The sequence below is a fragment of the Bacteroides helcogenes P 36-108 genome (assembly GCF_000186225.1).
Classification (GTDB): domain Bacteria; phylum Bacteroidota; class Bacteroidia; order Bacteroidales; family Bacteroidaceae; genus Bacteroides; species Bacteroides helcogenes.
This window is the reverse complement of record NC_014933.1, coordinates 2,472,653-2,484,841: the sequence shown is the minus strand read 5'-3', so window position 1 is coordinate 2,484,841 and position 12,189 is coordinate 2,472,653. Positions and strand designations below refer to the sequence as shown.

Genomic DNA, 12,189 nt, shown 5'->3' with positions numbered 1-12,189 from the left:
TGACTCTTAGAAGTGCAAAGATAGGCAAAATGTGGAAAATGGTTTCATTAATTCGGCGGAAACCTCTACCTTTACACCCGCTTTTCAGGAGAATTAATATGAACTCATCTAAAGAATTAAAAGAAATCGCACGGTTTCTTCAAGAATATGCCAACCGCCTGATGGGATCGGGCGTACATACTTCGCGGGTGATACGGAATACGCGGAGGATAGGCCATTCATTGAATGTCGATGCCAAAATAAGCCTCTTTCAGAAGACACTTGTAATCAGCGTTTGCGACATCGAGAGCCAGGAAGTGTACAATGAAGTTTCAATCATCCCTTCTTTTCCTATCAGTTTTGAATTGAATTCGGAATTAAGCGCACTCAGTTGGGAAGCCTATGACAACCGTCTTCCTCTCGATGCTCTGTGGGATAAGTACGGACAGATCATTTCACGCCCCAAGATGGACCCACTCTGCACCCTTCTCCTCGTGGGATTCGCCAATGCGTCATTCTGCGCACTGTTCGGAGGTGACTGGACGGCAAGAGGCATCGTATTCTCCGCCACCCTCATAGGTTTTTATCTGAAGCAAGTCATGCAGAAGAAGCATATCAACCATTACATCGTTTTCGTGGTGTCGGCTTTTGTCGCATCTCTGGTAGCATCTTCGGCATTGACACTGGAAACCACGGCAGAGATTGCCATCGCCACCAGCGTGCTCTATCTGGTTCCCGGCGTTCCGCTGCTGAACGGGGTGATCGACATCGTTGAAGGACATGCGCTGACGGGATGCAGCCGGCTCATCCATGCGCTGCTGCTGGTGCTGTGCATTGCAGTAGGCCTCTCGTGCACATTAATGCTGATCAGAAACAGTTTGCTCTAACATTCAATTTCAAAAACAAATGATACTACTGGATATTCTTTTGGACGGGGCATTTGCAGCCATCGCAGCCATCGGCTTCGGAGCCATATCCGACCCGCCCCTGAGGGCTTTTTCATCCATAGCGGCGCTTGCCGCCATAGGCCATGCACTCCGCTTCTGCCTGATGAGTTACCTGGGAATCGATATTGCCACAGCCTCCCTGTTTGCATCCTTTTCCATCGGGATGGGCAGCCTGCTGTTGGGAAGGCTCATATACTGCCCCATGACGGTACTTTACATCCCCGCCCTGCTTCCCATGATTCCCGGCATGTATGCCTATAAGATAGTATTTTCGCTGATCATGTTCATGCAGAACATGAAAGTGCCCGGACTTCAGGAGAAGTATCTGATAGAGATGTTTACCAACAGCATTGTGACATGCAGTGTCATCTTCATGCTGGCGGTAGGGGCTACCATACCGTTGTTCCTTTTCCAGAAACGAGCCTTCTCCATGACAAGACACGGCGGAACGGAACGGCAACAAAAATATTACGCAACGAAATAACCGGATAACACATCAACGATATTTATAAAAAAGACTAAAGAGCTAATGGAAATATTTTGGAATACTATTGCGCAATACAACGAAGGAACCTTGTGGGCACAACTTGCCATTACCGTGGCAGGTATCATACTGACCGCATTGCTTTATCAGAAACCTACGCCATGGGTAAAACGCTCCATGAAAATCTATATGATATTCTTGAACGGATGGGTATCCGTCGTTTATTATATGATGTATTGCGGCACACGAAGTTACAATTACATCCTTGCCATCTTTTGGGGAGTAATTGCCGTGATATGGCTGTGGGACCTGTTTGCCGACTATACTCCGTTCGAGCGCAATCCCAAATATAAAATGCTGGTAGGCATACTCTACTCCATGCCTTTCCTCTACCCTCTCCTATCATGGGCGCGAGGAATGGAATTCCCCATGATGACTACTACCGTGATGCCCTGCTCGGTAGCCGTGTTCACCATCGGACTGCTGCTTGCTTTCTCGCGCAAGGTCAATCTGCTCGTCATCCTCTTCCTGTGTCATTGGGCACTGATCGCCTTCTCCAAGGTTTATGTCTATAAGATTCCGGAGGATTTCTTGCTGGCAAGCGCCACCGTGCCCGCCATCTACTTGTTTTTCAAGAATTACTTCGACCAAAACTTGCATAAGGAAACCAAGCCGAGCGCACGGTTCATGAATTGGTTTCTGATCATCATCTGCATCATCATCGGTATATTGCTCAGCATCACTCTGCTACAAGAATTTGCAAGATAAGAACAAAGAATATGATCACACTGCAAATCTCCGGTAGCGAAATCTGTATTCAAACCTTGCGAACAGATGTTCAAGCCGTGCGGACATATATTCAAGCAGCGCGAATATATATTCGCGCGCTGCGAACAGAGTTTACTGCATAAATGAAGAACTTATCTCCTTACAAGACAGAGGTTTTCAATAGGAGTAAAGGAAGTTTTCCTTTTACTTCTTTTTTCCTTGGTTGGCCACCGCTTCCATCAGCTTCCTGATTTCTTCCGGATCTCCCAGGAAATAATCACCGGTCAGATTCAGCGCGTCATCAAACTCAAAAACATAAGGCACTGCCGTTGGAAGGTTCAGATGCACGATCTCATCATCCGGAATATGCTTCAAGTGCTTGATAATGCCCCGCAGGCTATTGCCATGCGCCACTACCAACAATTCACCGGCCGTACTCAGGCTCGGGAAAATGACACATTTCCAATATGGCATAATGCGCTCAATGGTATCTTTCAATGATTCGGTCCGGGGCAGCTCCGCATCGGGCACTGCCTGATAGCGGTCTTCAAAGCGGGGATTACGCGAATCATCCTCAGCCAATGCATGAGGGGCGATATCGTAGCTTCTGCGCCACACCAGCACCTGCTCGTCACCATATTTGGCGGCGGTTTCGGCCTTGTTGAGACCTTGCAACTCACCGTAATGCTTTTCGTTCAGCCGCCAGGATTTCTCTACGGGAATCCAGTCCTGATCCAAACGGTCAAGTACGCAATCCAATGTCTTCACGGCACGTTTCAAGTAGGATGTATAAGCCCTCTTGAAGTGAAATCCTTTTTCTTTCAGCAACTCACCGACCCTTACGGCCTCGGCAACGCCTTTCTCGGTTAAATCGACATCGGTCCAACCCGTAAAACGGTTTTCCCTGTTCCATGCACTCTCACCGTGGCGCAGCAAAACAATTCTTTTCATATCTCATTATCTCCTTTCTGTTTTCAATAGAAACACTTACTTACCTCTGCTTGTTCACGTAGTAACGAACCAGGCACACCAACAATACCAACAGGGATACCCATGCCATGCTGATAACAGGCAGATAGCGGTTATACACATACTCGCCATCACGGGGTATATGATTAAAAACACATAAAATGCACCGGCAAGCCGCGTCACGGGCATCGTGCGACAGCGCTGAAAAAACAAGAATAGAGACTGTAACCAACAATACGATCAAAGCTCCCCATATCAGCCATTTGCCAAAGGGTGTGACAGAAGTATTCCGAGGAACAGAATGTACAATCTTAACCATAGTCCGCCTTTTTATTATCATGATACAAAGTTCCCTTATTCTTGACAAATTAACAATACCTACTTTTCATCAAAAAGGATTTCATTATCCCCATTAATAGGTAGCCAAAACGTTGCTGCCCCCTCAAACCGGTTAGCTTCAAATAGGGAGTGAAGCGGTGACAAAAGCCCTACAAATAGGTATTTCACCAACGCTTGTAATGCCTTTACTTTGCAGTAAACAATTTAATCTTTTTAAAAGCAATGAAGAAAACAGGTGTTTTTTATGGTTCCAGCACCGGAACCTGTGAAGAATTGGCTCAGCAGATAGCCGACAAGATGGGTGTTTCCCAATCCGACGTATATAGCGCCGATAAGTTGAACGCCGATCTGGTAAAAGAATACGATTTACTTATTTTAGGTACTTCCACATGGGGAGACGGTGAATTGCAGGATGACTGGTATGATGGAATAAAAGTTTTGAAAAACGCTGATCTTTCCTCCAAATTCATAGCACTGTTCGGCTGCGGTGATTCCGAGTCTTATTGCGACACCTTCTGTGACGGCATCGGAATACTTTATGAAGATCTGAAAGACAGCGGTTGTGCCTTTATCGGCAATAAAGTCAGCACGGACGATTATTCCTTTTCTTCATCGATTGCCGTCGTTAACGGTGCTTTTGTAGGACTTGCCCTGGACGAAGTGAACGAAAGCAATAAAACCGCCGGCCGTATTGAGGCTTGGACCGAAGAACTTAAAAGCAAAATCTAAAGAATAACCCGTTTTTTTTGCATGTGTTTATGATAATATCATCCCCCGACATCCGGCCCGCAGACCTGAAAGTGTTTCTCAACCATGTTTATGAGTTCAAAAAAGGAGTGCGTCAAATGGTTCTCTATACTGTAAACCGAAAATATGAGGAGTTCGCCATAGCTCGTTTGAAAAGTCAGAAGATAGAGTACCTTATACAGCCTGTTGACAATCATAAGATAAATCTGTTCTTCGGAAGGCCTGAATGCATTCATGCCATCCGGTGTATGGTGACACGTCCTCTGAATCAGTTGACTCCCGAAGAAGACTTTATTCTCGGCGCCATGTTGGGGTATGATATTTGCGCCCAGTGCGAACGTTATTGCGCACGAAAGAACAAGAGTGTTACAAGTGCGTAATATTTGAGCGTTTCTTTAAAAAAGAACAGACCGTCTGCTTACCCGAAGCAGGCGGTCTGTTTGCATCAAACGGATGATGCGTTTACCCCGTACGGATAATGTGTTTCGATGAAACGCATCATCCGTTTTTATGGTGCGACTTACACAAACCAACGAACATAACAGAAGTCCTGGCGATGAGGAAGATCTGCATTCTTCGGAAACATGCGGTAAGACACCTTGAAGCTGCCCGCATTTTCCAGTTTATGCTTTGCCTGGAAAGTGTAGAGATCACCATCCTTCTTCACCACATTGAAAGGCTCTACCGAATAGATGTGCTGCTTACCGTCATGGGCAGTATAAGTGGTTACCAATTCCAAGCCGATGGCATCGCTCAAACCTTTCTCATCGACCACAAAAGTAATGGTGTATTCTTTGCCGCTTTCGATAGAACCGGTTGCCACTTCTTCACTCTTGTCACTTGACACCACTTCGATGCTGTCCCACTTAGAAGCGACTTCCTCTTTCCATGCCGCTATTTCCTTAGCTTTAGCGTAGCCGGCGGCGGCCAACATGTGGAAACGCTTCGCTTCCTTGTTGTAGAACTTATTATAATAATCATCCAACTGGCGCTTCATCGTATAGTGAGGCGCAATCTGGGCGATGGAATTCTTGACGGTTCTTACCCAGCCTTCAGAATAGCCTTTCTTGTTGCGTGCATAATACAACGGCAGAATCTCTTGCTCAAGGATGCTGTAAATAGTAGCCGCATCCAACTGGTCTTGATGTTCCTGATTCTGATAAGTACGCTTTTCGGTCAATGCCCATCCCGCACCTTCACGGTAACCTTCCAGCCACCAGCCATCGAGTACGGAGAAGTTCAATACCCCGTTCATCAGCGCTTTTTCACCCGATGTGCCGGATGCCTCAAGCGGACGCGTCGGAGTATTCAGCCAGATATCCACACCTGACACCAGACGGCGGGCCAACTGCATGTCGTAGTTCTCCAAGAAGATAATCTTACCTAAGAACTCAGGACGACGGGAAATTTCGATGATTCTCTTGATCAATCCCTGCCCTGCACCATCATGCGGGTGAGCTTTTCCGGTAAACACGAACTGTACCGGATAATCGGGGTTATTGACGATCTTAGCCAGACGCTCCAAGTCGGTGAACAGCAAGTGCGCACGCTTGTAAGTGGCAAAACGGCGTCCGAAACCGATCATCAGCGCATTGGGATTAACCTTATCCAACAAAGAAACGATGCGTGAAGGGTCACCCTGATTCTTCAGCCAGGTTTCACGGTATTGCTTGCGAACATAGTCGATCAGTTTATTCTTCATAGCCATACGGGTCTTCCAGATTTCCTCATCGGACACGTTATAGATAGCTTCCCAAATCTTGGGATTGGACTGGTCGTACCAGAAATTCTCATCAAAATTAGCCGCATAGAGCTGTTTCCATTCCGTAGCGCTCCACGTCGGGAAGTGTACGCCATTGGTTACGTAGCCCACATGGTTTTCTTCGGGGAAATAGCCCTTCCAGATAGAGGAAAACATTTCCTGGGAAACTTTTCCATGCAGCCAGCTCACACCGTTCACTTCCTGAGAAGTGTTGCAAGCGAATACGGACATGCAGAAGCGTTCGCCCTTATCACCGGGATTGTTGCGGCCGAGATCCATCAGATCGTCCCATGCAATTCCCATTTTTGAGGGATAGCCCCCCATATACTTGCCGAAAAGACCTTCGTCGAAATAGTCGTGGCCGGCAGGAACCGGAGTGTGCACGGTATAAAGTGAAGAAGCACGTACCAGCTCTATGGCCTGGTTGTAAGTCAAACCTTCAGCCACATAATCACAAAGACGTTGCACGTTAATCAAAGCGGCATGTCCTTCGTTGCAATGATAGACATCTTTCTTAATACCCAGCTTCTTCAATGTAAGAATACCGCCGATGCCAAGCAGGATTTCCTGCTTCAGACGGTTCTCCCAATCGCCTCCATACAGCAGGTGAGTGATGGGGCGGTCAAACTCGCTGTTCATTTCATTGTCCGTATCAAGCAGATAAAGCGATACACGACCTACGTTCACTCTCCAAACCAATGCATGTACAAAGTAGTCCAAATAAGGAACATCCACCACTACCTGGTTTCCGTTCTCATCCAATACACGGTCGATAGGCAACTGCCCGAAATTCTGAGCCTCGTAATTGGCTATCTGCTGTCCGTCCATAGACAAAGTCTGAGTGAAATATCCGTAACGATACAGGAAACCGACCGCACACAAGTCAACGTTGCTGTCGGAGGCCTCTTTCAGATAGTCACCAGCAAGTACGCCCAGACCGCCGGAATATATTTTGAGCACATGGGTCAGCCCGTATTCCATACTGAAATATGCAACGGACGGACGATTGCTGTCAGGATTTACATTCATGTATGTGCGGAACTTTGAATACACAGCTTCCATTCTGCGCAAGATGACTTTGTCCTTTGCGAGTGCTTCGAGCTTCGCATAACTCATACGTTCCAGCAGAAGTACAGGATTCTGTCCGACTTCTTTCCAGAGAGCAGGATCAAGGTCTCTGAACAGTTCGGTGGCTTCATAATTCCATGCCCACCAGATGTTACGTGCCAGTTCGGATAATTTCTCCAGTTCGGCTGGAATATGAGATTTCACATTCACATCTTTCCAGTTAGGAGTATTCACATTACTAACTTTAATCTTCATTGTATGATAACTTGATTGATTAATAATTCGTTAACCTAATTGACGCTTCCCGGCATTACGCAGAGCAATGTCGTAAGCTTCATAATAATATTGTATAAAGTGTTTCCACAAAGCCTGTTCGGCAACCATGCCGGCACGTTTGCGGATTTCTTTTATTTCCGCATCGGTCTTGGTGGAGAACAGGGCTATCGTGTCTTTAATTCCATCCGCCACTTCAGAATAATTATAATCCGAACGATGCAGCACCTCCACACCGTCATCAATGCCGTGCTGGTTTTTCAGGCTGTTCACCCAAAGACCGAAACCAGCAAGATCGGTTGTGATGGTCGGCACGCGGAAAGCCACGCTTTCCAGTGGAGTATATCCCCACGGCTCGTAATAGGAGGGATAGACGCTGAGATCTTGTCCCAGGATTACGTCATAATAATGTTTATTGAGGATACCATCCTTTCCATCCAGATAGCAAGGCACAAAAATAACTTTCACCATGTCGTCGGAGCTATTGTCCATACCGAGATACTTCAACATATCCAGCACTTGATCATGTGTCATGTTGTGCAGCCAGTGAGTGATGAACGGCACTTCCAGAGGGGTATCAAACCTCTCCTTGCTCTTGAGGCGTTGCTGCAAATCTTCACGCGGCTCTCCCACCCATCCGGGCACGTTGACAAACGCCAATACCTTCTTCTTCAGGTTCCTGTCCCGGTTCAAGCGGTTCAGAGATTCCAGAAACACATTGATTCCTTTGTTCTTGAATTCATAGCGCCCGCTTGTACCGATGATCAGCGTATCGTCATCCATCTCTTCACCCAGCAAGGAGTTTGCCACACGCAGCAACAAGGAGCGCGCACGTTTACGCTTGCCTGCAAAAGTAGAGCCTTTCGGTACAAAATCATCTTCAAAGCCGTTCATCAATATGACATCGGCGGGCTTGTCAAGCAGTTCCCTGCATTCATTGTTCGTTATTTCGCTTACGGTAGTGAAGCAATCCGCATAATGGGCTGTCTGTTTCTCAATGGAGTGTTTGGACTCCATATTCAATTCCTGTGCCATCTGATCACCGTTGTAAGCAAAAAGATAGTCATACAGAGGTTTATTGTTACCTGCGATGGAACGGCCGATGGAGGTGGCATGCGTGGTGAAGACAGTAGCGATTTCGGGAACAGCCGTCTGAAGGTACAAGGCGGCCATGCCCGTCATCCATTCATGCGCCTGGAATATGACCTTATCCGTTTCCGTCAGATTATAGCGGTAGAAACTTTCCACGACCTTTCCGGTGGCATAGGCAAACATGGACGCTTCGTCATAGTCGCCATACGCATGCAGAGAATCCACCTGGTAGCGGTTCCACATTTCCGTATAAATTTCATCTTTTTCTTTGAAGAACGGTTGGAAATCAACCAATATGACAATGGGTTCACCCGGAATATTCCAACGGCCAACCCGGACAGAAAGGCTCTCTTTTTCACCGGCATGCTTCTTCCATGCCGCACAAAGATTATCAGACTCGATGAACAACGGGTTTTCTTTTCCTTGCCAGAAATCCGGCCCAATAAAAAACAGCCTGTCGTGAAACTTTGCTTGCAATGTATTTGCCCTGGTGGACAAAACCGTATAAATACCGCCTACTTTATTACACACTTCCCAGCTTGCTTCAAATATGTAATCAGGGGTAAGTAGTTCTTTAACCATATTATGTTACAATCTCTTTATCTTTATGGCTGCAAAAGTACACATTATTCTTTGAAAAATAGCCTTTTAATCGAAAAAACTGATTAAAGATGCATAAACAATCGTTTGCATAATAAAGCTTGTCTTCTGGAAACTGCGTGTGAGCAAGCATATCCGTCTCCCGATGCCGCAACTCGGCAAAGAGAATGCCGCAGCTCAGCAAAGCAAATGCCACACCTCACGGTCGGTGAAGTGTGGCATTGAAGACGTTAAAGTGCGGCACTTGCCTGCCCCACCATCCGTCCGGATTTATACCATCAATGCCGCAACCAGCGCCAAGATAGCGTAGAATTCGGGAAGAGCAGCATAAATCATCGTATTAGTCTGCACATCATGTCCTTGAGAGATGCCGACAATACCATTGGCACAAATCTGCCCCTGGCGTATGGCGGAAAAAAGGCAGACCAGGCCTACACCAAGACCGATGCCCAGCATCAAAGGGCCGTCAGTGGCAAAGTCTCTGCCCATAGACATAAGAAAAGCCACAAAACCATAAAGTCCCTGTGTGGCCGGAAGAGCCGACAGAATCATATAACTCGCAGATTTGGAAGGATCTTTCTTCAATGCCCCTTCAGCCGCGCTACCTGCAATTGTTGTACCAAAACAACTACCAATTCCTGCAAGGGCCAGCATCAGGCCCAGACCGAGATAACCTAAAATTTCATTCATAATGTTTCTGATTTTATTTGTTTTTGATTATTTATTTTTTACCACAGTAAACGGTTTATAGGCTTCACCCTTGCCATTGTAACCTGAATTTTTAAAATACTCCACGAACGTCAGACGAAGCGGATGCACGAAGGCACTCAAACAGGACATGGCAATGTTGAGCGAATGTCCGAATATCAATATCAGCCCGCAAAACAACCAACCAAGAACAGGGCCGGCCGAATCGTTCACCATGAAAGCAAGCTGGTTGAACACGCCTCCCAACATTCCTCCTGCCAATCCAAGGGCATAGAGGCGGATGTAGGACAATATGTCGCCCATCAATCCGGTGGCCATATTATAAGTATCCCATACACCTGCACCGATATTGATAAGCACATTCCGATGAATGTTGTTCAGCAGATAGATGCCGATGGCTGAGACCCCTCCGATCACAATGAAAGCCCATGTTGAAACATCTTCCGAGATAACCTTGAAGAAGGAAAGGCCTCCGGTACAGATAAATCCTACTACCAACAGCAACCATCCCCATGCGCTGAGAGATTCCTTGAAGCCGAAACGCACCGTCTGTCCCACAGCTTTCACCGTCATGGCAAGGCATATATGCACCGCACCGATAATCAGTGCAAGCAACATCTGCTTGTCATAGGTCGTCTCGCCAATCTTGCCTACGATCATGAACTGCTTCATGCCCTCAGGCAATTCCAGATCGAAAAGACTGACACCGAAAAATGTACCCAGCACTGCACCGAAAACAGCCGTGAAAATACCCAGTGTAATCACCAGATTCATCATGCCCCGCAGCGATTCCGACATTCTCTTCTTCAAAAAGAATCCCAGAGCAATCAGCACCAATCCATAACCCGCATCGCCCATACAGAAGGCAAAGAAAAGCGAGAAGAACGGCGCAAGGATAGGGGTCGGATCGAACTCGGCATAATCGGGCATACCATACATCTTGGTTAGCACCTCATACATACGGGTAAAAGCGTTGTTCTTCAGCTTAATAGGGGCATTGTCCTCACGAGTGGCATTTCTCATCTCATAATAGATTCCGCCCGCTTCGAGTAATGTTCTCACCTCAGCCTCGCTGTCTTCGGGAACCCAACCTTCCAGAACCACCACCGAACCTTCGGCCAGCGATTCGCTGTTCAGTTTCACCTTCAGCAAATCAATATCACCCTGAAGTTGCAGATCGGCTTCCTCCAAAGTGCGATAATTGCTCTTGCAGAATTCCTTCAATTCCAAAACAGCCTTCGAGAGCGCCTCTTCCGTATCCGCCTTCCTGCGGTTCAGCTCGGACAAGCCCATAGAGGGCAACCGAAGCGGCTCCACATCCGGTCCGGAGGATTGCGGGGTGACGGTCACAAAGTAAAGATGTCCGCCGTTCTCTTTCACAATAAGGGCGTTGCAGTCTTCATTCCACGCCTCGTCATAATCCTTCTCCGGACATGTATAGAACCGTACATACCAACCGGAACTTTCTAACCGGCGAATGCCGTTCCAATCAAAATCTCCCCAGATTTCCATCTGAGAAATATCCTTGTCAATAGCCGGAAGCTGCTGGTTGAAGTCCTGTATCCGCATCTGCAAATCTTCATATTCTTTCACCAGAGCATCGGCAGACACCTCTTTATGAACCACTTCTTGCGGCTGCTTGTCGGCAAGGAGATACATGTTCCGGAGCATATTCCTGTAAAGCGTACGCTTCTGCATGAACTGCTGCAAACTGTCATCCATTTCTCCCGACTGCCTTTCCACAATATGTACCACACCCAGTTCGCGGATTTGTCCGAGGAATGCTTCATACTCCTTGTGATATACAAGGAATGTGAGTTTCTTCATTTTCGTAATCATGCATCTGCCTCCTTCCTTTTTTCCTGATGAGACTTCATTATCTTCTGCGATGACTTGGAGAGGTTCTCCTCATCCTCCATAAACCGCTTGATTTTGCGCAAAGCATCCTGATAGCCAGGAATCTGCACTTTCTCAAAAAGATTCACCTTCTGAGTGGTCTTCTTGCGAGCATGTTCCAGCAAGTTCAGCTTGGCAACAGTAAACTCCCGTTCAATAGCTGTGTGCGCCAGCTCCTTGAGCAGATGCAAGCCGTCGGCATACCATTTGGGAGCATTGAAAAGGCTGTAAGAGCGTATTTCGAAATCTACGTTCTCGAGCAACGGCACACGAACGCCGGCAATCTTCTTCACGCCGAGATGTACATCGCTGACCTTTATCAATGAAGCATCGAACTCATTCCAAAGGGCGAACATGGCTTCGTAAGCTTGGATTTCCCTCTCCAGCCTCTCCTCCAGTGCAGCGGCATCGCTCTTGCAGCGCTTCACTTCCATACGCAGGGCACTCTCCTTGTTCTTGATGATGGGGAGCGTACGTACACGTATCTTCAGTTGTTTCTCCAACTGCTGAAGGGAGGTCTTGTTATATTGAAACTTAATAGCCACTTTTTTCAGTTA

Annotated in this window: 13 protein-coding genes; 6 read left to right on the top strand and 7 right to left on the bottom strand. The window is 47.0% G+C overall.

Annotation, left to right across the window (positions count from 1 at the left end; genetic code table 11):
• The first annotated feature begins 98 nt into the window (after nt 1-98).
• Genes BACHE_RS10075 through BACHE_RS10065 form a run of 3 tightly spaced genes read left to right on the top strand, consistent with a single transcriptional unit; the run spans nt 99 to nt 2,178 of the window.
• Entirely contained in the window at nt 99-866 is a 768-nt protein-coding gene (locus BACHE_RS10075) for a threonine/serine exporter family protein (RefSeq protein WP_013547591.1), read from the top strand.
• 19 nt (nt 867-885) lie between these two features.
• A complete protein-coding gene (locus tag BACHE_RS10070; protein WP_013547590.1) occupies nt 886-1,410 on the top strand; it encodes a threonine/serine exporter family protein in 525 nt (174 codons plus the stop codon).
• A gap of 45 nt (nt 1,411-1,455) precedes the next feature.
• Nucleotides 1,456-2,178, top strand: coding sequence for a DUF6064 family protein (locus BACHE_RS10065; protein ID WP_013547589.1), 723 nt, complete (start codon nt 1,456-1,458; stop codon nt 2,176-2,178).
• A gap of 204 nt (nt 2,179-2,382) precedes the next feature.
• Here BACHE_RS10065 and gpmA read toward each other — a convergent pair whose 3' ends face one another.
• Nucleotides 2,383-3,129, bottom strand: a complete 747-nt coding sequence (gene gpmA / locus BACHE_RS10060; RefSeq protein WP_013547588.1) for a 2,3-diphosphoglycerate-dependent phosphoglycerate mutase — start codon at nt 3,127-3,129, stop codon at nt 2,383-2,385.
• Nucleotides 3,130-3,169: 40 nt separating this feature from the next.
• Entirely contained in the window at nt 3,170-3,466 is a 297-nt protein-coding gene (locus BACHE_RS10055; RefSeq protein ID WP_013547587.1) for a hypothetical protein, read from the bottom strand.
• A 242-nt stretch (nt 3,467-3,708) separates the two neighbouring features.
• On the opposite strand from BACHE_RS10055, the gene fldA reads away from it, so the two are divergent.
• A complete protein-coding gene (fldA, locus tag BACHE_RS10050; protein WP_013547586.1) occupies nt 3,709-4,215 on the top strand; it encodes a flavodoxin FldA in 507 nt (168 codons plus the stop codon).
• 29 nt (nt 4,216-4,244) lie between these two features.
• On the top strand, nt 4,245-4,613 hold the full coding sequence (locus BACHE_RS10045; protein ID WP_041579329.1) for a DUF2023 family protein: 369 nt from the start codon (nt 4,245-4,247) through the stop codon (nt 4,611-4,613).
• 140 nt (nt 4,614-4,753) lie between these two features.
• Here BACHE_RS10045 and BACHE_RS10040 read toward each other — a convergent pair whose 3' ends face one another.
• A complete protein-coding gene (locus tag BACHE_RS10040) occupies nt 4,754-7,318 on the bottom strand; it encodes a glycosyltransferase family 1 protein (protein ID WP_013547584.1) in 2,565 nt (854 codons plus the stop codon).
• A 30-nt stretch (nt 7,319-7,348) separates the two neighbouring features.
• Nucleotides 7,349-9,010, bottom strand: a complete 1,662-nt coding sequence (locus tag BACHE_RS10035) for a glycogen/starch synthase (protein ID WP_013547583.1) — start codon at nt 9,008-9,010, stop codon at nt 7,349-7,351.
• 139 nt (nt 9,011-9,149) lie between these two features.
• Between BACHE_RS10035 and BACHE_RS17345 the strand changes: the two genes are divergently transcribed.
• A complete protein-coding gene (locus tag BACHE_RS17345; RefSeq protein WP_148229835.1) occupies nt 9,150-9,338 on the top strand; it encodes a hypothetical protein in 189 nt (62 codons plus the stop codon).
• Here the strand turns inward: BACHE_RS17345 and BACHE_RS10030 are convergent.
• From BACHE_RS10030 to BACHE_RS10020, 3 genes are read right to left on the bottom strand one after another with little or no spacing between them, the layout of a single operon-like run.
• Nucleotides 9,299-9,718, bottom strand: a complete 420-nt coding sequence (locus tag BACHE_RS10030) for an ATPase (protein WP_013547582.1) — start codon at nt 9,716-9,718, stop codon at nt 9,299-9,301. The two genes, BACHE_RS17345 and BACHE_RS10030, sit on opposite strands and share 40 nt — an antisense overlap.
• A 27-nt stretch (nt 9,719-9,745) precedes the next feature.
• The gene (locus BACHE_RS10025; RefSeq protein WP_013547581.1) at nt 9,746-11,575 is read right to left on the bottom strand and encodes a V-type ATP synthase subunit I; all 1,830 of its coding nucleotides are present in this window, start codon (nt 11,573-11,575) and stop codon (nt 9,746-9,748) included.
• On the bottom strand, nt 11,572-12,177 hold the full coding sequence (locus BACHE_RS10020) for a V-type ATP synthase subunit D (protein WP_013547580.1): 606 nt from the start codon (nt 12,175-12,177) through the stop codon (nt 11,572-11,574). The genes BACHE_RS10025 and BACHE_RS10020 overlap by 4 nt, the downstream gene beginning before the upstream one ends.
• Nucleotides 12,178-12,189 lie beyond the last annotated feature (12 nt).

Excerpts from the sequence above, each read along its gene's own strand:
- BACHE_RS10075 (WP_013547591.1), top strand. The coding sequence starts at position 99 with ATGAACTCATCTAAAGAATTAAAAGAAATCGCACGGTTTCTTCAAGAA.
- BACHE_RS10055 (WP_013547587.1), bottom strand. The coding sequence starts at position 3,466 with ATGGTTAAGATTGTACATTCTGTTCCTCGGAATACTTCTGTCACACCC.
- BACHE_RS10045 (WP_041579329.1), top strand. The coding sequence starts at position 4,245 with ATGATAATATCATCCCCCGACATCCGGCCCGCAGACCTGAAAGTGTTT.
- BACHE_RS10070 (WP_013547590.1), top strand. The coding sequence starts at position 886 with ATGATACTACTGGATATTCTTTTGGACGGGGCATTTGCAGCCATCGCA.
- BACHE_RS10035 (WP_013547583.1), bottom strand. The coding sequence starts at position 9,010 with ATGGTTAAAGAACTACTTACCCCTGATTACATATTTGAAGCAAGCTGG.
- BACHE_RS10025 (WP_013547581.1), bottom strand. The coding sequence starts at position 11,575 with ATGATTACGAAAATGAAGAAACTCACATTCCTTGTATATCACAAGGAG.
- BACHE_RS10065 (WP_013547589.1), top strand. The coding sequence starts at position 1,456 with ATGGAAATATTTTGGAATACTATTGCGCAATACAACGAAGGAACCTTG.
- BACHE_RS10040 (WP_013547584.1), bottom strand. The coding sequence starts at position 7,318 with ATGAAGATTAAAGTTAGTAATGTGAATACTCCTAACTGGAAAGATGTG.
- fldA (WP_013547586.1), top strand. The coding sequence starts at position 3,709 with ATGAAGAAAACAGGTGTTTTTTATGGTTCCAGCACCGGAACCTGTGAA.
- gpmA (WP_013547588.1), bottom strand. The coding sequence starts at position 3,129 with ATGAAAAGAATTGTTTTGCTGCGCCACGGTGAGAGTGCATGGAACAGG.
- BACHE_RS10030 (WP_013547582.1), bottom strand. The coding sequence starts at position 9,718 with ATGAATGAAATTTTAGGTTATCTCGGTCTGGGCCTGATGCTGGCCCTT.